The following is an 18,299-nucleotide window of genomic DNA, read 5'->3' as shown; positions in this document are numbered from 1 at the left end:
CGGGCGCCGCTTCCTCGGCGCCCGGCCCGTCGGTGTCGGCCAGGAGGTGTTCCCCGCGCTTTTCCGGCCCGCGGCCGCCCGCGATCTCCCGAGGGGCCCCTACACGGCGGGTGCGGCCGTGTCCGGCCCCGGGGCGCCCTGCCAGCTGCGCCAGAGCGCCGCGTAGCGGCCCCCGGCGGCGACCAGCTCGGCGTGCGGCCCCTGCTCCACGATCCGCCCCCGGTCCATCACCACCACCCGGTCGGCGGCCTCGGCCTGGGTGAGCCGGTGTGCCACGACGAGGGTGGTGCGGCCCGCGGTGGCCGCGACGGCGGCCCGCTCCAGGCGCCGCGCCCCGGAGCTGCCCGCCTCGGCCGTGGCCTCGTCCAGGACGGCGACGTCCGGGTCGGCCAGGACCAGGCGGGCCAGCGCCAGGTGCTGGGCCTGCTCGGCGGTCAGGGGGTGGCCGCCCTCGCCCACGACCGTGTCCAGCCCCTCGGGCAGGGCGCGCACCCACTCCAGGGCGCCGACCGCCTCCAGGGCCCGCTCCGCGTCGGCCGGCTGCGCATCGGCGCGCGCCAGGCGCAGGTCCTCCAGGAGGGTTCCCGCGAACACGTGGGTCTCCTGGCTGACCAGGTAGACGTGCTCGCGCACCCGGCGCTCCCCGAGCTCGTCGAGGGGGACGCCGCCCAGGTACACCGTTCCCCGGCCGGGCGTGCGCAGCCCGCTCACGAGGGCGGCCAGCGTGGTCTTGCCCGCGCCGCTGGCCCCCACGAGGGCCACGCGCTCACCGGCCGCGACCTCCAGGGTCACGTCCTCCAGGGCGGGCGGGGCGCCGTTCCCGTAGGAGTGGGTGACGCCCTCGACGCGCACGGTGGAGCCCGCGGGCCCCTCCTCGGCGCCCGGGTCGCGCTCCTGCGGCAGGTCGACGACACCGGCGAGCCGGGCCAGGCTGGCCCCGGCGGACTGGACCTCGTTGAAGTTCATGACGAGGAAGATCATCGGCCCGAACAGGCGGTGGAAGTACAGGGCCGCCGCCGTGACCATGCCGACCGTGGCGAGGTCGCCGCGCACCAGCCAGAACCCCGTGACCAGGACGGCGGTCAGCCCCACGCACTCGGCCCCGTTGAGGCGCGACCCGAAGCGGGTGAACAGGCGGAACACCTCGACGGTGATGTCCCTGGCCGCACGGGACCGCCGGGCGACCCGTTCCTCGTGCTCGTCCTCCAGGCGGTACGCGCGCACGGCGCCGCGCCCGCGCAGGGCGCCCATCATCGCGTGCGAGCGCTCGCCCATGGCGATCCGCTCACGGGCGTAGTAGGGGCCCGAGCGCGGCAGGTACCAGCGCAGGGCCATGGCGTACACGGGCAGCGCGCAGAGCCCGGCCAGGCCCAGGCGCCAGTCCAGGGCGGTCATGCCCGCGGCGGTGAGCACCACCGTGGCCAGGGCGATCACCACGTCGGGGCCGGTGCGCGCGATGCTGGCGGTGACCACGGCGACGTCGTCCCCGACCCGGGAGAGCAGGTCGCCGATGCGGACCCTCTCGAGCCGTGTGGCGGGCATGTGCAGCACCCGGTCCATGACCCGCTCGCGCAGCCGCGCCAGGACGGTCTCGCCGACCCTGCTGACCAGCCACGCGCCCAGGCCCACGAGCAGCCCGCCCACCACCGCGGCGGCGGCGATCAGCCCGGCCGAGCGCAGGACGGCGTCCAGGTCCGCCCCGGCGGAGATGTCGTCGACCATGGCGCCCAGCACCCAGGGGGCGACCAGTCCGGCGCCGCTGCCCGCGAGCACGGTCAGCAGGGCGAGGGGGGTGGCCCATCCGGTGGCGCGCACCCCCTCCCCGAGCACGGCCCAGGTCCTGCGTGCGCCGGCGGTGGGGAGCAGCTCCCCGCCCGCCGTGTCCTCGGCGGGCGGCGTGTCCGTCGCGCCCGTGGAAGTGGTCGTGCTCATCGGAGCACCGCCTCGCCGTAGTGCCGGTCTTCCTCGACCAGTCGTGCGTGTGTTCCGGTGCTGTGGACCCGGCCGTCGACGAGCACGACGACCCGGTCGGCGCGGGAGAGCAGGGCGGGGCTCGCGGCCACGACCAGGGTCGCCCCGGGTGCGACGCGCCCGCTCCGCGCGGCGGCGACGCCGCGCGCGATGGCCTCCTCGGTGACCGCGTCCACCGCCGTGGTGGGGTCGTGCAGGACGAGCACGGGAGGGTCGGCTGCCAGGGCGCGGGCCAGGGCCACGCGCTGGCGCTGTCCGCCGGACAGGTTGGCGGCCTGGTCGGAGACGGGGCGGTCCAGGCCGTCGGGGTGGCCGAGGACCAGGTCCTCGGCGGAGGCCGCGCGCAGGGCGTCGAGCAGCCGCTCCTCGTCCGCGCCGGGGCCGGTGACCAGGTTGGAGCGCAGGGTGCCCTCGAACAGGGCCGAACCGTGCTCCTCCACCAGGACCGCGGCCCGCAGGGCGTCCAGGTCCAGTTCGCCGACGGGCACCCCGCCCACGGTGACGGAACCCTCCACGCCCTCCGTGCCGGCCCTGCCCGAGAGCAGTTCCAGCAGTGCCTCGGCGTCGCGCGGGTCGGTGGCGAGCACGCCGACGAACTCGCCGGGGGCGAGCCTCAGGTCGACGTCGTCCAGTGTGCGGTGGGAGACCCCGGCCAGCTCGACGAGCGCGTTCCCGCCCGGGGAGCGGTCCCCGGGGGTGACGGCGTCGGGCGCGTTGAGCAGTCTGACCAACCGGTCGGCGGAGGCGCGGGCCGTGGCGAAGAGCTGCCCGACCATGCCCAGGCCCTGCACCGGCTCGGAGAGGAACTGGGCCAGGCCGATGACGATGACGAGTTCGCCGACGGTGAGCCGGCCCTCCAGCGCCATCCACCCGGCCGCGCCCGCGACGCAGGCGAGGAACACGGCGCCGGCCGCGGTGACCAGGCCCCGGTAGACGCCGCTGCTGGCCGCGGCGCCGACCGACGCCTCCAGGGCCCGGGCGCTGGCGGAGCGGTAGCGGAGGGCGGCGTTGTGGCGGGCACCGATCCCCATGAGGACGCGCAGCCCGGTGACCAGGTCGGTGGCCAGGGCGGTCGCTCCGGCGGCCGTGGCCTGCTTGGCCTCGCTGCGCCGCGTGATGTGGGCCGCGGGGACGCGCAGGAGCAGCATGAGCAGGGGGACGCCGACGAGCACGCCGAGGCCGAGCGGGACGTCGACCGCCAGCAGGGCGACGGTGGTGACGACGATCGCGACCGTGACGGCGATCGCCGCCGACCAGGCGCGCACGTACACGGCCGCCTGCTCGGCGTCGGAGGTGGCCACGGACAGGACCTCGCCCGCGCGCAGCCCGCTGCGCTCGCCGCGCGGGTCGAGGGCGCGGCGCGCGGCCTCGACCCGGAGCAGGTGGGCCTCGTTCTCGACCGCCCGCAGGGTGAAGCGCGCCCCGGTGCGGTAGGCGAAGGCCAGGACGGTGAAGAGCAGGGCGATGCCCGCGACGCAGTAGGCCAGGGCGGTGACGTCCCCGGTGTCGACCGCCAGGTCGATGGTCAGGCCGATGGCGACGGGGACGAGGGCCTCGGCGACCTGGTGCAGGGAGAGGAGGACCACACCCAGGGAGACGTGGCGGCGGTTGCGCCGCAGGGTGCGCCGGCGCAGGGCCGGCGCGTTCCCGGGCGTCCCGTCGGCGAGGGGCCGCGGGGCGGGGGCCTCCGGAGCGGCGGGAGGAGCGGTGTCGGGGGCGCCGACCGTGCTGGTGGAGGCGCTCACCAGGCACTTCCTCTCTCTTCGGGGTGCGTGACCCCGTGCAGACGTGTACTCATCCGATGTCCTGTTCCCCCTGCTGTGTCGTGGCCTGGCCAGGCTAGTCAGGCCGGGCGCCCTCGCCGAACACGACCCCGGCCGCCCGGGCACACCCAACCTTGGTTAGGCTAACCTTCGCCCGCCGTGACGGCGACCCCGTCCGCCGCCGGAATCCCCGCAGCGGCCCGGACCGGACGCGCCCGGCGAACCCCGCACCCCGAACGAGAGGCCTTTCCGTTGCGCATCAGGTATCCGAGTCGACGGAGCATGGTCCGGGTCAGGGTGGTGCGCACCGAGCGGACCACCGACAACTTCGTCACGGTGACGGTCGGGGGCGAGGAGCTGGCCGGGTTCGAGTTCATGGGCCTGGACCAGTGCACGCGGATCTTCTTCGCGCGGCCGGGCCAGGAGCGGCTGCACCTGCCTCACGCCTCCGCCGACGACGGCTGGGTGGCCGAGTTCCGCGCGATGCCCGAGGAGCACCGGCCCCACGTGCGCAACTACACCGCCCGCCGGTTCGACCCCGAGGCCCTGGAGATGGACATCGAGTTCGTCGCCCACGGGGACGAGGGGCCCGCGTCCGCCTGGGCCCTGGGCGCGCGGCCCGGGGACGAGCTGGGGCTGCTGGCGGAGGGCATCTACCACCTGCCGCCCGAGGACGCCGACTGGCACCTGCTGGTCGGCGACGAGAGCGCGGTGCCCGCGATCCTCTCGATCCTGGAGCAGTCCCCGCGCGACCTGCGCGGGCTGGCGTTCCTGGAGGTGCCCTCCTCGGCCGACGTCCGCGAGGTCGACGCCCCCGCCGGGGTGGAGGTGCGCTGGCTGGCGCGCGACGGCGCGCACACGGTCCCCGGGCAGCTGGCGCTGGAGGCGGCGAGCGGGGCCGCGCTGCCGGAGGGCCGCCCCTACTGCTTCGTGGCGGGCGAGAACGGGCTCCCCACCGGGCTGCGCCGGTTCCTGGTGAAGGAGAGGGGCGTGGCCAAGGAGGACATCGCGTTCATCGGGTACTGGCGCGCGGGCGCCGAGGCCTACGCCTGACCCGTCCCCGCGGCCGGGGGACGTGAACCCCGTCACCCGGCGCGCGGCGCGGGGGCCTCCGGCGGCGCCGACACCCCCGCGCCGTCGGCGTCCTCCGCGGACCACACCTGCCCCCACCCGTGATGTCCGGTTTGCGCATCGGCTCCGCCTGCTCCACCATGAGACTTGCTTAGGTGAGCCTAAGCTCATCTCCTCGACCGAATGAGGCCCCATGAACCGCGGTCCGCTGACCCGCGGCGGCACGATCGCCGCCGGTGCGCTGTCCATCCTGATGCTCGCCGCCTGCGGCGGCCAGACCTCCGATGCCGGACAGGAGGGGACGGGCGAGGCCGCGGAGGGCTTCCCCGTCACCGTCGAGACCCTGTTCGGCGACGTGGAGATCGAGGACCGGCCGGCCAACGTCGCCGCCCTCGGCTGGTCCGACGCCGAGACGGCGCTGGCCCTGGGCGTCCAGCCCGTCGGCGTGGCCGACTGGCAGGGCTACGGCGGCGCCGGCGTGGGCCCCTGGGCCGCCGACCTGTTCGACGAGGAGCCGGTGCAGATCGGCACCATGGAGCCGAACCTGGAGGCGGTCGCCTCCCTGGAGCCCGACGTCATCCTCGACACCCGCTCCGACCACACCCAGGAGCGCCACGACCTGCTCTCCCCCGTCGCTCCCGTGGTCGGCCCGCCGCCCGGCGTCGAGGTCACCTACGGCACCACCTGGCAGGAGCAGACCCGCCAGGTCGCCCGGGTGCTCGGCGAGGACGCGCGGGGCGAGGAGCTCATCGGGGAGCTGGAGGGCCGCTTCGCGCAGGCGCGCGAGGACAACCCCGACTTCGAGGGCACGACCATCGCGGTCGGCGCCTACTTCGACGGGCAGTACGGCGCCTACGTCCCCGGGGACGCGCGGGTCGACCTGCTGGAGGACCTGGGCTTCGAGAACAAGCCCGAGATCACCGAGATGGCCGAGGGCGCGTTCTACGTGGACCTGAGCCCGGAGCTGGTGGAGGTCCTGGACGCGGACCTGACCGTCGTCTTCCCCATCGGCGACGAGGAGACCACCCGCTTCCTGGAGGAGGACCCGGTGCTCCAGGGCATCCCGTCCGCCGAGGACGGCCGCCTGCTGATCATGGACGACCCGGAGCTGGCCAACGCCTTCTCCAGCGGCTCGACCCTGGGCGTCACCCACGCCCTGGAAGGGGTCGTCCCGCTGCTTCGGGAGGCCCTCGGGGGCTGACGCCCCCCGCGGTCGGCGCCCCGCCGGCCCCTCACCCCGAGGACCCCGCCGTGCGTTCGCACGGCGGGGTCCTCGGCGTTCGCGGGGACCCTCGTGCGGGCGCCGCGCCGCCGGTCCGCGCGGTCAGGGCCGGAAGACCACCTTGACCATGCCTTCCGCCTTCTTCTGGAACGCCTCGTACGCGTGCGGCGCGTCGTCCAGGGGCAGGTGGTGGGTGGCGAAGTCCTCCACCCCCAGCACGTCGGCGTCGTCCAGGAGCGGGAGGATCTCGGGCGCCCAGTGGCGCACGTTCGCCTGCCCCATCCGCAGCTGGATCTGCTTGTCGAAGAGGGTCAGCATCGGCATCGGGTCGGCCATGCCCCCGTACACGCCGATCAGCGAGACCGTCCCCCCGCGCCGTACCAGGTCGATGGCGGTGTGCAGGGCGGAGAGCCGGTCCACCCCCGCCGTCTCCATCAGCTTCGCGCCCGCGCTCTGGGGCAGGAAGGAGGCCACCCTCTGGGCGAACCTCGCGGTCCCGTGCCCGGACGCCTCCATGCCCACCGCGTCGATGACCGCGTCCGGCCCCTCGCCGCGGGTGCGCTCGCGGATCTCCCCGATCAGGTCGTCGGTGCCGCCGGAGGAGTCGAACACCTCCACCCCCCGGGCGGCGGCGCGTGCGCGGCGCTCGGCCACCGGGTCCACGCCGAACACCTGTCCCGCCCCCAGGTGGCGGGCGACCCGGCAGCACATGTCGCCGATCGGCCCCAGCCCCAGGACCGCCACCGAGCCGCCCTGCGGCACGTCCGCGTAGCGGACGGCCTGCCAGGCCGTGGGCAGGACGTCGGACAGGAACACGTACCTGTCGTCGTCCCCCTGGGCGGGGACCGGGATGGCGTTGCTCTGCGCGCGGGGGACCCGCAGGTACTCGGCCTGTGCCCCGGGCACGGAACCGTACAGCGAGCTGTAGCCGTAGATCCGCGCGCCCATGCCCTGCTCCTCGACCCTGGTGTTCTCGCACTGGGTCTGGAGGCCGGTGCCGCACATGGCGCAGTGCCCGCAGGAGATCTGGAAGGGGACGACGACGCGGTCCCCCACCGACAGGGACGTGACCTGCGGCCCGACCTCCTCGACGACGCCCAGGGGTTCGTGGCCGAGCACGTCGCCCGGGTTCATGAAGGGGCCGAGCACCTCGTACAGGTGCAGGTCGGATCCGCACAGGCCCGAGCTGGTGACGCGGATGACGGCGTCACCGGGATCCTCGATCCGCGGATCGGGGACGTTGACGGTGTTGACGTCCCTCGTGCCGTTCCACACGACTGCCTTCATGACTCCCCCTGGTGTCGCCTCCTGTGCGCCGGCGCCCGGGGCCCGTGCTGCCCCCGGGGGCGGCCGTGCCCGCCCACTACCCGTGGGCCCGCGCCGGAAAACGAGGGCGGACCGGAGGACACGGAAGTCTTCAGTACCTAAAGTATCCAATACCCATGGGTATGCTAACCTCGCTCCCATGGCCGACGACCCCGGGGGCCCGGTCCCCCGCACCCCCCGCGAAGAGGTACGGCGCCGCCTGCTGTCGGCCGCCGTGCGCGCGTTCGCCGAGCACGGCTACGCCGACAGCCGCCTGGAGGACATTGCGCACGCGGCGGGCTTCACCAAGGGGGCCGTCTACTCCAACTTCGGCGGCAAGCGCGACCTGTTCGGCGCGGTCCTGCGGGAGCGCTCCGACGCAGAGATCGACACCCTGCTCGCACGGATCGGCGAGTCCGCCGACCCCGCCGACGCCGTCGCGGACACCGTCCGCGGCGTGGCCCGGCGCATCACCGAGGACCCCGAGCGCGGCCGTCTGGGCCTGGAGTTCGCCGCCCGGGCGACCCGCGACGCGCAGACCCGCGACGTGGTCGGCCGGATGCGGCGCGCCCAGCGGGAGGCGGTCGCCGAGGCCGTCTCCCGGTTCGCCGCCCGGGGCGTGCCCCTGGGCGCCGACCCCGGCCTCACCGCCCTGATCCTGCACTGCCTGACCAACGGCCTGTCCATGGAGCACCTGGCCGACCCCGGGGCGGTCGACACGGAAACGATCGAGAGGGCGCTGGGCGCCGTCATCGCAGCCCTGGCCTCCGTGCCACCGCCCGACCGCGAGGAGCCGCAGTGAACACGAAACCGGCCGTCCTGGCCCCGGCGTGCGCCGCCGCGACCGTCCTGCTGCTGTCCGGATGCGCCTCCGCCGCGACGGTCGACGAGGCCGAGGCGCAGCACCGCAGCTTCTCACCGTCCTCCGACGTGCTCACCATCGCGGTCGGCCGGGGGGACCTGGAGGTCGTCCCCGCCGAGGTGGACGACATCCAGGTGAAGCGGTGGGTATCGGGCGGGGCGGTCGTCGGCCCGCCGCGCGCCACCTGGGAGCTGAACGGCGAGACCCTGTCGCTCCAGCTCCGCTGCGGCCCGAGGGCCGGCTGCGACGCCCGCTACGAGGTGACCGTCCCCGAGGGGACCTCGCTCACGGTGGAGGGCGGCAGCGGCGACACCACGGCCACCGGCTTCGCGGAGCCGCTGGAGATCGGCACCGACAACGGGCAGGTGACGGTGGAGAACGTGTCCGGCCCGCTCGTCCTGCGCAGCGGGAACGGCGGGCTGCGCGCCCGCGGGATCGTCTCGCCCACCCTGGAGGCGCACACGGAGAACGGAGCGATCGACGTGTCCTTCGCCAGGGCGCCCGACGACGTCCGGGTGAGCACGGCGAACGGGTCCGCGACGGTGGAGCTGCCGGAGGCGGGGTACGACGTGTCGTCCTCCTCCGACAACGGCGAGGTGGTGACCGACGTGGAGGTGGTGCCCGGAAGCGGCCACGTGATCGCCGCCGAGACGGAGAACGGCGACATCCGCCTGGTCCCCGCACGCTGACGCGCCGTGCCCGGCGCCCGGCACGGCGGAGCGTCCTCCCGCCGGGTCCGACCCGTGGAACGGGAGGGGCGGACGCGTCCGGAGCGGGGTTTCCCGCATTTCACCTTGACCTGACGCGAGACTCCTATAGTCTCCGCCGGTGATCAACCGACTGAACGGGCACCATGAGGATGAATCGCGCCATTCTCGTGTTCCGGACGTGCGCGCGACAGTGTTCCCCTCCGAACGGACGGCGGACCGGGCACCGCTGGGGGAGGCGGTGGTGAACCGGTGGACCTGACCGTGGGGCACGCCCTCATCCACCCCCGCCACGGGCTGGTGACCATCACCGGCCGCTCGACCCGGACCACCCCCGCCGGCGACGTCGAGTTCCTGACCCTGACCGTGCGCGCCTCGGCGATGGACATCCAGATCCCGGTGGCCAACGTCGAACTGGTGGGACTGCGCAAGGTCGTCGACGACGAGGGACTGCAGACGATCCTCGACACCCTGAGCCGGCCGCCGACGGACGACCCGCCCAACTGGTCGCGCCGGTTCAAGAACTACGAGACCAAGCTGGGCAGCGGGGACCCGCGCCAGATCGCCGAACTGGTCCGCAGCATCAGCGACCGGCAGCGCGCCAGGAAGGTCTCCGCGGGAGAGAAGCGCCTGTTCCTGAGCGGCAGGGAGATGCTCGTCAACGAGCTCTCGCAGCACCCCGGCGTCGGCGATGTCGAGAAGGCCGAACGCCTGATCGAGGAGAAGCTCTCCTCGTAGCGCTCCGGCCCCGGCACGGGCCACCGCGCGGTCGCCCGCGTCCGGGACGGCGGAGCGCCCGCCCCGCGCCGGGGGGCGTCCCCGCTGTGAGGTGTGGGAGAGGCCCGTTCCGATGGCGCCTGCCCCGTGTCCGGGGGCGTCCCCCGGCGGACGCCCCCGGACGCCAGGCGCCGCACCCGCCGGGCCCGACCTCAGCGGACCACGTCGAAGACCTGCTTCTGGACGCCGTTGGAGTACGCCTCGTGCTCGACCAGCCTGAGCTTCTGGGCGTCCTTGTCGGTGTCGCTGAACAACCGCTTGCCCGCGCCCAGCAGCACCGGGAAGACGAGCAGGTGGTAGCGGTCGACCAGCCCGGCGTCGGCCAGGGCCCGGCCCAGGGTGGCGCTGGCCTGGACGGAGATCGGCCCGCCCCCGGTCTCCTTCAGCGCGGCCACGTCCTCGACCGAGCGCAGGATCGTGGCGGGCCAGCGCGGGTCGTCCTCCTCCAGCGTGGTGGAGACCACGTACCGCGGCATGGCGTTGTAGCCGGCGAACTCCTCCACCATCGTCGGCCACACCGGGGCGAAGGCCTCGTAGCTGCGGCGGCCGACGAGCAGGGCGGTGGCCTCCTCCTGCTCGCGGGCCTTGATCCCGTAGGCCGCCTCGTCCGTCTCGATGTCCTTGAAGGTCCAGCCCGCGTTGCGGTAGCCGGGCTCGCCGCCGGGGGCCTCCATGACTCCGTCGACGGACACGAACGCGGTGACGATCAGGGTGCGCACAGGTGACTCCAGGGTTGCTCAGTCTGTTTCCTCACCCACACGTCGAACGGGACCTCCCCCGATCGACACCGGGGGAGAACCTTTTTCGGAGGGGCCGAGCAGGCCCGAAAGGGGCGCGTGCGCCGGGAGACCGGTGCGGCGGCGAGGGCACCACGGTGTACCGCTCCGGGATGCGGCCCCTCACGTCCCCCCGTTCCAGGCACGGGGACGGCCCCGCCCCCTTCGCGGGTTCTGGCGATCCCCGCAACACCCTGGATCTCAGGGAGTTGCGGGGATCGTGGATTCTGAGGGTGGAAGGCGAGGTTCTTCGAGGCGCGGGAGCGCGCGGGAGCCGTAGTGCGCGTAGCGCTCGCCCGTGGGCAGGGCGTAGAAGGTGACCGGGGCCCACGACCGCATACCGCCGGGGCGCACGACGTAGAACCCCTCCTCCACCGGGACCAGGACGTGCTCCTGCTCGGGCTCGGGGTCCACGTCGGCGAGGGGCCCCAGGACGGTGGTCCGCATCACGGTGTCGCCGTCCCTGGCGAACACCTCCATGCGCAGCGCGGCGTGCTCGTACGTCCCCAGGACGGGGGCGGGGTCGACCTCGGCGGGGACCGGGGGCGGCGCCGGCCTGTCGGGGACCCCGATCCCGGCCAGGTCGCGGAAGACCTCGCGGTACAGATCGTGGTACAGATCGGACGCGTGGCCGCCGTTGGTGAGCAGGACCACGGCCAGGCCGGTCTCCGGGGACACGCGCAGGAACGCGGACTGCCCGATGGTGTTGCCGTCGTGGCCGACGAGGCGGTGCCCGTTCCAGTCGTGGCGGATCCAGCCCAGCCCCCAGGAGTCGCCCAGGGCGTGCGCGCCGGGCACGTCGACCTGGAACTCCGTCATGGCGCGCACGCCCTCCTCGCTCAGGACGCGTGTGCCGTCCTCGGCGAGTCCGCCGTCCAGGTGCATGCGGGCGAAGCGCAGCACGTCCCGCGCGGTCGAGGTGAGGAGCCCGGCCGGCCCCATCGACCGGGGCAGCCCCCACACCGGGGCGCGCACCGGGTCGGGGAGCCCCCGCACGTGTCCGACGGCCGCGCCGTGCAGCAGCGCGTCCTCCGGGAGCGTGCCGGTGTGCGTCAGGCCGAGGGGGGCGAACAGCGCCTCCCGCATCGCCGCGTCCCACGTGCCGCCGGTGAGCCTCTCGATGACGCGGCCCAGCACCGGGAACCCGGAGTTGCAGTAGGAGAAGGTCGCTCCGAGCGGGTGGATCAGCGCCGCGTCGGCGAGCAGGGCGACGTACCTCTCCAGGGTGTCGTCCCCCCTGCCGGTGTCGGTGAACAGGTCGCCGTCGATGCCGCTGGTGTGGGTCAGCAGGTGGCGCACCAGCAGCCGCCCCGTCGTCGCGGGGTCGGAGAGCCGCAGTTCGGGCAGGACCTCCGCCACCGGGGTGTCGAGGGTGAGGCGCCCCTCGTCGACCAGCCGCATGATCGCGGTGGCGGTCCACACCTTGGTGATCGACCCGATCTGGAACACCGAACCCGTGTCCACGGGGTGGCCGGTCTCCGTGTTGAGCACGCCGCAGGCGGCGAGGGCGATCCGGTCGGGCTCCCGCCCCTCCCCTTCATCGGAGGGGCGGCCCAGCGCCAGGATGCCGAGCTGGGCCCCGGGAACCCCGTGCTCGGCGGCGAGCACCCGGAGGCGTTCGCCCCAGTGCGCCTCGTCGACCGCGGTCCGATGGGGTGCGGGGGTCGGCCTGTCCTCCGGGCGCGGTGCCGTCGTCGTCACGGGTGCTCCTCCTGTGGTCGGGCGGGGACGCGGGCCCCGCCGCCGGTGCGGCGGCGGGCCCGCGCTCGGATCCGGTCCTATCACCGGCCCGGCGGCGGGAGTCCGGCCGGGGGCCCGTTCGGGCATCGGCGTCGGGCGGGACCGCGTAGACGGCGCCCCTCCCGCCCGTGCCGATCCTGCCGACGAGGCGGAAGGTGCCGACGACCGCCACGAGGGCCGCGGCGGGCTCACCTGTGCCCGTTGCGGCCCCGGGGCCGGGGCCGCCCCGTCAGCCGCGCCGGGGGACCCGGCCGCGGAAGGCGCGCCGGTAGGCGTCCGGGGGCACGCCCACGGTGCGGTGGAAGTGTCGGCGCAGCGTCGCGGCGGTGCCCATGCCCACGGCCGCCGCGATGGGCTCGACACCGTCGTCCGTGGTCTCCAGCAGTTCCTGGGCGCGGCGGATGCGCTGCTCCAGCAGCCAGCGCAGGGGCGTGGTGCCGGTCAGCGACCGGAAGTGGCGCGCCAGGTTGCGCGAGCTCATGTTCGCCCGGCGGGCCAGGTCCTCCACCGTCAGCGGTAGCTCCAGCCGTTCGGCCGCCCAGGGCAGCAGGTCCGCGACGGGGTGGCCGTCCCGCACGGGGACCGGGGCGGCGACGAACTGGGCCTGGCCCCCGGGCCGGTGCGGGGGCACGACCAGGCGGCGGGCGGCGGCGTTGGCGACCGCCGAGCCGTGATCGACGCGGATCAGGTGCAGGCACAGGTCCACGGCCGCGGCCTTGCCCGCGGAGGTGAGCACCCTGCCGTTGTCGACGTAGAGCACGGCGGGGTCGACCTCCACCCGCGGGTACCGGGAGGCGAGCTCACCGGTGTGGGCCCAGTGGGTGGTCGCGCGCAGCCCGTCGAGGAGGCCGGCCTCGGCCAGCACGAACGCGCCCGTGCAGAGGGAGACCACACGCGCTCCGGCCCTGTGGGCGGCGCGCACCGCGTCGACCAGCACGGCCGGCGGGCGCTCGTCCACGTCGGCCAGGGCGGGCACGACCACCGTCCCGGCACTCGCCAGCCGGTCGAGCCCGTGGTCCGGTTCCAACAGGAACCGTCCGGCCCGCACCGTTCCGGAGCCGCACAGGGCGATGTCGTACCAGGGGGCGGCCGTGCCCGGCGGCGCGGTGCCGAAGACCTCGCACGCGGCGGCGAGCTCGAAGTGCAGCATTCCGTCGGTGAGGGCGAACGCGATCGAGGGCATGTCCGAAAGTGTACGCATGGTGGCGTTACAGACGCTGGCGGCGGTTCGCCGGCACGGCCATGATCTTCCTGACGGACAGTTCGAGCCCCAGGGAGAACCGATGGGATCAGGATTCGCGGTGGCGGTGGTCGGCGCCTCCGGGCACACCGGGCGGTTCGTGGCGGCGGAGCTGCGCCGCCGCGGCCACACCCCCGTCCTCGTCGGACGCGACGCGGGCAGGCTGCGGGACCTGCGGGCGTCCCACCACCCCGGGTCGCCCGCCCGGACGGCGTCGATGGACGACCCGGCCTCCCTCGACCGGGCGCTGGAAGGCGCGGACGCCGTGGTCAACTGCGCCGGGCCCTTCGCCGTGACCGCGGCGCCGGTGGTCGGGGCGGCGCTGCGCGCAGGCGTCCCGTACGTGGACGTGGCGGCCGAGATCGAGGCGAACAGGGACACGTTCACGCACTTCGAGCAGGACGCCCGCGAGGCGGGGGTCGCTGTGGTGCCCGCCATGGCGTTCTTCGGCGGGCTCGGCGACCTGCTGGCCACGGCGGCGGCGGGTGACTGGGGCGGGGCCGACGAGGTGCACGTCGCCTACGGGCTGAGCGGCTGGGCCCCCACGGAGGGGACCCGCGCCGCGGGGCGGGTGTCCCGGCGGAGGAGGGACGGCCGGCGGGTCGTCTTCGCGAACGGGAGGCTGGAGTACCGCGACGGCGCCCCTCCGGCCGCCGAATGGGCGTTCCCCGAGCCGCTGGGCACACGTGCGGTGGTCGGCGAGTTCACGATGGCCGAGGTCACCACGATCCCCCGCCACCTGGACGTCCGCGAGGTGCACACGTACATGACGGTCGAGGCGGCCACGGGCCTGTCGGCCCCGGCCGCGCGGACGCCGGCCGGGGCGGACGGTCCCGGCCGGCCTGCGGAGACCTTCCTCGTGGACGTCCTCATGCGCTCGGGCGGCGCCGAGCGGCGCGCGTTCGCCACCGGTCGGGACATCTACGCCGTGTCCGCGCCGCTCGCGGTGGAGGCGGTGGAGCGGATCCTCACCGGGCGGACCGGGGCCGCCACCGGTGTGGCCTCCGCGGGTGAGATGTTCGACGCGGCGGACTTCCTGCGCGCCCTGTCCCCGCACGTGGCGACGGGCCCGCTCCACGGGGAGCGGGCGCCCGGCGCGGAGCCCCCGGCCGCGGCGCCCTAGCGGCGGCCGGGGCCGGTGGCGGTCGCCCGGCGGGGACTCAGGTCCCCTCGATGCGCGACAGCCAGGTGGCCAGCAGCGCTTCGAGCCGCTCGGCCTCCTCGGCGGTGAGGGCTTCCAGAAGGCGCCGCTCGTCCTGCATGTGCTCGGTGAAGGCCTGGTCGATGAGCGTCCTGCCCGCCTCGGTGAGCGTGACCGTCCGGCCCCGGCCGTCCCCCTCGGCCCGGCGGCGGGTGACGAGTCCGGCCTCCTCCAGCCGGTCGAGCCGCTTGGTCATGGCCCCGGTGGTGACCATCGTGAACCGGGCGAGTTCGCCGGGCGCCCGCTCGCAGGGCCCTCCCGCTCGGCGCAGAGCGGCGAGGACCTCGAACTCTCCCTCGCTCAGCCCGTGACGGCGGTAGACGACGCACAGGCGGTCGCTCAGGTGGGAGCCGATGCGGTGCAGCCTGCCGATCACCCCCTGCGGGGACACGTCCAGGTCGGGGCGCTCGCGTTCCCACTCGGCCTGGATACGTGTGACGCGGTCGTACTGCTCCATGCCCCCAGTGTAGCTTCCGAGGAAGCTACTATAGCTTCCATGGAAGCTACATGGCGGTGGGCCCTCGTGACGGCGGTCGCCCCTGTGGCCTGGGCGGGCACGTCCCACGTGACGCGGCGCTTCCTCCCCGCGGGCCGCCCGCTGCACCGGTCGGCGCGCAGAGCCCTGCCCGCCGGGCCGCCGCTTCCCGCGGTGCGCCGAACGCTCCCGCACGCCCCGGCGGGGCGCCGGTGAACGGCGGTACCGGTGGGCCCCGGCCGTGCCCTGCCGCGGCACGGGGTCCGGCCCCCGACCGGCAGCGGCCCCCGTGCCGGGCCTCAGCCGCCGGACCCGCCCGGCGCCGCGGCCTCCAGGTCGTCGACACTGCCCGACATGATCGTGCGCACGTGCTCGGTGATGTGCTCGGCGGGCCAGTCCCACCAGGCCACCGCCAGCAGGCGGTCCACGGTCCCGGCGTCGAAGCGGGTGCGGATGAGCCGGGCGGGGTTGCCGCCGACGATCCCGTAGTCGGGCACGTCGGAGGTGACGACGGAGCCGGAGGCGATGACCGCCCCGTGGCCGATCCGCACGCCGGGCATCACCGTCGACCCGTGGCCGAACCACACGTCGTGGCCGACCACCGTGTCCCCCCGGCCCGGCAGCCCGGTGATCAGGTCGAAGTGCTCCGACCACGAGCCGCCCATCGTGGGGAAGGGGAAGGTCGAGGGGCCGTCCATACGGTGGTTGGCGCCGTTCATGATGAACCGGGTCCCGGTGCCCAGCGCGCAGAACCGGCCGATGACCAGCTTCTCCGGCCCGTAGTGGTAGAGCACGTTGCGCGTCTCGAACGCGGTCGGGTCGTCGGGGTCGTCGTAGTAGGAGTACTCCCCGACCTCGATGAGCGGGGACGTCACCAGGGGTTTGAGCAGTACCACACGCGGCTGCCCGGGCATCGGGTGGAGCACGGTCGGGTCGGCGGGCACGGACATGGCGGGGTATCCCTCGGGTCGTGGGGCGTCGGACCGTCCGATGATCCCAACACGGGACGCGCCGGTCCATGTGTTTGTGACCTGCGGGTCCACACGGGCGCCCCCCGCGCGTGCGCCGGTCCCGGCCGGGACGGCGCAAGGGTGGGTGTGGCAGGGCCTCCCTCCGGGGGTCCCCGGATCCTAGCCTGGAGGGGCGCGGGCGGTCCGGGCGCCGTCAGCACCGCTCCCCCGGCGGGGAGCACGGCCCCCTGCCCCCGGGCGCCCTCCGAAACGCCGTACCGCCCTCACCCGCACCCCGGCGCGGGGGAGGGCGGCCGGCCGGGGACCGGCCCCGCGGGGGCGCGGACCGTGCGCGGTCCGCCGGACCGCGCCCCGCCACCGCGCACATGCGATTCCCCCCTGTAGGACACCTCGAACGGAAAGCGAGATGACGAGACGCCGATGACGTGGACTCCCGAAGAGTTGACGCTGTACTCCTCCACCGAGGAAATCGTCCTGACGGTCGCGCACGGCAGGCGTGTGCTGAGGCGCGGCCGGAGGGTCTGGGTGGTGCGCGAGGGGGACGACCTCTACGTCCGTTCCCTGGGCGGCCACGCCTCCGACTGGTACCGGAGCGCGCGGATCCACCGGAAGGGCACGGTCCGGGCCGCAGGCCTGCGCAGGAACGTCGTCTTCGAGCCCGCCGACCCCGGGACTCGTGAACGGGTCGACGCCGCCTACCGGCTCAAGTACGGCCACTACGCCGCGGCCTTCCTCGACACGGTGACCGGGGACCAGGCGGCCTCCACGACGCTCCGGCTCGTGCCGTGCGCCACGCGGACGCAGGCGCCGGCGTGCTCCGCGGCCGCGCTCCCGGTCGGCCGCAGCTCCCGGATCCGCTCCCCGCTGGGCCCGGCCGGGCGCTGGCACGCCCTGTTCGAGCGCCCGCGCCGCCAGGAGGAGAAGGCCTGAGGCGGCCGGGACGGGCGACTCCGACCGCGGCCGACCGCCACAGGCTGGGTTCATGTCGTTTCCGCATGGGACTGGTCGTTTCCGTCTTGGACGGTATCGGCGTCCGGGCCCAGACTACGGACAGGGCCCGGAAAGGGGCAGGTCGCAGCGGGTCGTGTCCCGCCGTGTCCGCCCTTTCCGACCCTGTCCGTTCCGCGCCGCCCGGTCCTCCGGGCGGCGCGCACCAGACCACGAGGAGACGCACATGTTGTTCCCCACGGCCCGCAGGACCGGGTTCGCGGCCCTGGCCGCGCTCGCGCTCGTCCCCGCCGCGGCCTGCTCCGGCTCCGCCGCGCCCGCCGAGGCGGAGCCGGCGAGCGCGGAGGTGACGGCCGAGGACCTCTCCGGTGAGTTCGAGCGGCTGGAGTCGGAGTTCGACGCCCGTCTCGGGGTCTACGCGGTGGACACCGGGACCGGGGAGGAGGTCTTCCACCGCGCCGACGAGCGGTTCGGCTACGCCTCCACCCACAAGGCGTTCACGGCGGCCCTGGTCCTGGGGCAGAACACCCCCGAGGAGCTGGAGGAGGTCGTCACCTACACCGAAGAGGACCTGGTCGACTACTCCCCCATCACCGAGCAGCACGTCGACACGGGGATGACCCTGCTGGAGGTGGCCGACGCCGCCGTCCGCCACAGCGACAACACCGCCGCGAACCTGCTGTTCGAGGAGCTGGGCGGTCCCGAGGGGTTCGAGGAGGACATGCGGGAGATCGGCGACGACGTGATCTCGGCGGACCGGATCGAGACCGAGCTCAACGAGGTGCCGCCCGGCGAGACCCGGGACACGAGCACGCCGCGCGCCATGGCCGGGAGCCTGGACGCGTTCGTGCTCGGGGACGTCCTGGAGGAGGGCCCGCGCGACGTGCTCACCGAGATGCTCCTCAACAACACGACCGGCGACGAGCTGATCCGCGCCGGGGTCCCCGAGGACTGGCGTGTCGGTGACAAGACCGGCGGCGGCAGCCACGGTTCGCGCAACGACATCGCCGTCGTCTGGCCCCCCGAGGACGACCCCATCGTCATCGCGGTCATGTCCACCCGTGAGCAGGAGGACGCCGAATTCGACAACGCCCTGGTCTCGGGGGCGACCGAGGTCGTCGTGGAGGCACTGGCCCCGTAGGGCCCCCGGCCAGTGCCCGGGCGCAGCTCCCGGGCCGGGTCCGTCCTCCGCGAGGGGGTGCGGTCGGCGCCGGACGTGAAGACCAGGGTGAGGGAGGGGGCGCCCGCGGTGCCGCTCCCGTCGCTGAAG

Annotated in this window: 17 protein-coding genes; 9 read left to right on the top strand and 8 right to left on the bottom strand. The window is 74.8% G+C overall.

Features of this window, described 5'->3' with window-relative positions:
* Positions 1-99 precede the first annotated feature (99 nt).
* The gene (locus ABZ234_RS24765; protein ID WP_355013611.1) at positions 100-1,932 is read right to left on the bottom strand and encodes an ABC transporter ATP-binding protein; all 1,833 of its coding nucleotides are present in this window, start codon (positions 1,930-1,932) and stop codon (positions 100-102) included.
* The gene (locus ABZ234_RS24760) at positions 1,929-3,605 is read right to left on the bottom strand and encodes an ABC transporter ATP-binding protein (RefSeq protein ID WP_355013653.1); all 1,677 of its coding nucleotides are present in this window, start codon (positions 3,603-3,605) and stop codon (positions 1,929-1,931) included. Before ABZ234_RS24760 ends, ABZ234_RS24765 begins: the two co-directional genes overlap by 4 nt.
* A gap of 411 nt (positions 3,606-4,016) precedes the next feature.
* Here ABZ234_RS24760 and ABZ234_RS24755 point away from each other — a divergent pair, with 411 nt between their 5' ends.
* Together ABZ234_RS24755 and ABZ234_RS24750 are read left to right on the top strand one after the other, a co-directional pair.
* Positions 4,017-4,787, top strand: coding sequence for a siderophore-interacting protein (locus tag ABZ234_RS24755; protein WP_355013610.1), 771 nt, complete (start codon positions 4,017-4,019; stop codon positions 4,785-4,787).
* A gap of 211 nt (positions 4,788-4,998) precedes the next feature.
* Positions 4,999-6,006, top strand: coding sequence for an iron-siderophore ABC transporter substrate-binding protein (locus tag ABZ234_RS24750; protein WP_355013609.1), 1,008 nt, complete (start codon positions 4,999-5,001; stop codon positions 6,004-6,006).
* Between the two features lie 123 nt (positions 6,007-6,129).
* On the opposite strand, the gene ABZ234_RS24745 is transcribed toward ABZ234_RS24750, so the two are convergent.
* Positions 6,130-7,314 carry an alcohol dehydrogenase catalytic domain-containing protein gene (locus tag ABZ234_RS24745; protein ID WP_355013608.1) on the bottom strand — a complete coding sequence of 395 codons (1,185 nt, stop codon included), beginning with the start codon at positions 7,312-7,314 and terminating at the stop codon, positions 6,130-6,132.
* A gap of 178 nt (positions 7,315-7,492) precedes the next feature.
* Here ABZ234_RS24745 and ABZ234_RS24740 point away from each other — a divergent pair, with 178 nt between their 5' ends.
* From ABZ234_RS24740 to ABZ234_RS24730, 3 genes are all read left to right on the top strand, one after another.
* Positions 7,493-8,134 carry a TetR family transcriptional regulator gene (locus ABZ234_RS24740; RefSeq protein ID WP_355013607.1) on the top strand — a complete coding sequence of 214 codons (642 nt, stop codon included), beginning with the start codon at positions 7,493-7,495 and terminating at the stop codon, positions 8,132-8,134.
* Positions 8,131-8,883: a DUF4097 family beta strand repeat-containing protein gene (locus ABZ234_RS24735; RefSeq protein ID WP_355013606.1), complete on the top strand. Its 753-nt coding sequence runs from the start codon at positions 8,131-8,133 to the stop codon at positions 8,881-8,883. The genes ABZ234_RS24740 and ABZ234_RS24735 overlap by 4 nt, the downstream gene beginning before the upstream one ends.
* 270 nt (positions 8,884-9,153) lie before the next feature.
* Positions 9,154-9,639, top strand: a complete 486-nt coding sequence (locus tag ABZ234_RS24730) for a CarD family transcriptional regulator (protein WP_267949551.1) — start codon at positions 9,154-9,156, stop codon at positions 9,637-9,639.
* 191 nt (positions 9,640-9,830) lie between these two features.
* Here ABZ234_RS24730 and ABZ234_RS24725 read toward each other — a convergent pair whose 3' ends face one another.
* The 3 genes from ABZ234_RS24725 to ABZ234_RS24715 all read right to left on the bottom strand — a co-directional run bounded on the left by ABZ234_RS24725 (position 9,831) and on the right by ABZ234_RS24715 (position 13,377).
* Positions 9,831-10,397, bottom strand: coding sequence for a dihydrofolate reductase family protein (locus ABZ234_RS24725; RefSeq protein ID WP_355013605.1), 567 nt, complete (start codon positions 10,395-10,397; stop codon positions 9,831-9,833).
* A gap of 258 nt (positions 10,398-10,655) precedes the next feature.
* The gene (locus ABZ234_RS24720) at positions 10,656-12,155 is read right to left on the bottom strand and encodes a serine hydrolase domain-containing protein (protein WP_355013604.1); all 1,500 of its coding nucleotides are present in this window, start codon (positions 12,153-12,155) and stop codon (positions 10,656-10,658) included.
* 268 nt (positions 12,156-12,423) lie between these two features.
* Positions 12,424-13,377: a helix-turn-helix domain-containing protein gene (locus ABZ234_RS24715; protein ID WP_344184268.1), complete on the bottom strand. Its 954-nt coding sequence runs from the start codon at positions 13,375-13,377 to the stop codon at positions 12,424-12,426.
* A gap of 100 nt (positions 13,378-13,477) precedes the next feature.
* Here ABZ234_RS24715 and ABZ234_RS24710 point away from each other — a divergent pair, with 100 nt between their 5' ends.
* Positions 13,478-14,557: a saccharopine dehydrogenase NADP-binding domain-containing protein gene (locus tag ABZ234_RS24710; protein ID WP_355013603.1), complete on the top strand. Its 1,080-nt coding sequence runs from the start codon at positions 13,478-13,480 to the stop codon at positions 14,555-14,557.
* Positions 14,558-14,594: 37 nt separating this feature from the next.
* Here the strand turns inward: ABZ234_RS24710 and ABZ234_RS24705 are convergent, their stop codons facing one another.
* Positions 14,595-15,092, bottom strand: a complete 498-nt coding sequence (locus ABZ234_RS24705) for a MarR family transcriptional regulator (RefSeq protein ID WP_267949546.1) — start codon at positions 15,090-15,092, stop codon at positions 14,595-14,597.
* 39 nt (positions 15,093-15,131) lie between these two features.
* Here ABZ234_RS24705 and ABZ234_RS24700 point away from each other — a divergent pair, with 39 nt between their 5' ends.
* A complete protein-coding gene (locus ABZ234_RS24700; RefSeq protein ID WP_355013602.1) occupies positions 15,132-15,326 on the top strand; it encodes a hypothetical protein in 195 nt (64 codons plus the stop codon).
* Between the two features lie 83 nt (positions 15,327-15,409).
* Here ABZ234_RS24700 and ABZ234_RS24695 read toward each other — a convergent pair whose 3' ends face one another.
* Positions 15,410-16,060 (bottom strand): CatB-related O-acetyltransferase, encoded by a 651-nt coding sequence (locus tag ABZ234_RS24695; protein ID WP_355013601.1) that lies wholly within the window; start codon positions 16,058-16,060, stop codon positions 15,410-15,412.
* A gap of 441 nt (positions 16,061-16,501) precedes the next feature.
* On the opposite strand from ABZ234_RS24695, the gene ABZ234_RS24690 reads away from it, so the two are divergent.
* The gene (locus tag ABZ234_RS24690) at positions 16,502-17,011 is read left to right on the top strand and encodes a DUF2255 family protein (RefSeq protein ID WP_355013600.1); all 510 of its coding nucleotides are present in this window, start codon (positions 16,502-16,504) and stop codon (positions 17,009-17,011) included.
* 244 nt (positions 17,012-17,255) lie between these two features.
* Positions 17,256-18,170, top strand: a complete 915-nt coding sequence (gene bla, locus ABZ234_RS24685; protein ID WP_355013599.1) for a class A beta-lactamase — start codon at positions 17,256-17,258, stop codon at positions 18,168-18,170.
* Positions 18,171-18,299 lie beyond the last annotated feature (129 nt).

The organism is Nocardiopsis sp. NPDC006198 (assembly GCF_040613895.1).
Taxonomy (GTDB): Bacteria; Actinomycetota; Actinomycetes; order Streptosporangiales; family Streptosporangiaceae; genus Nocardiopsis; species Nocardiopsis tropica.
This window is presented reverse-complemented; position numbering and strand designations above follow the sequence as displayed.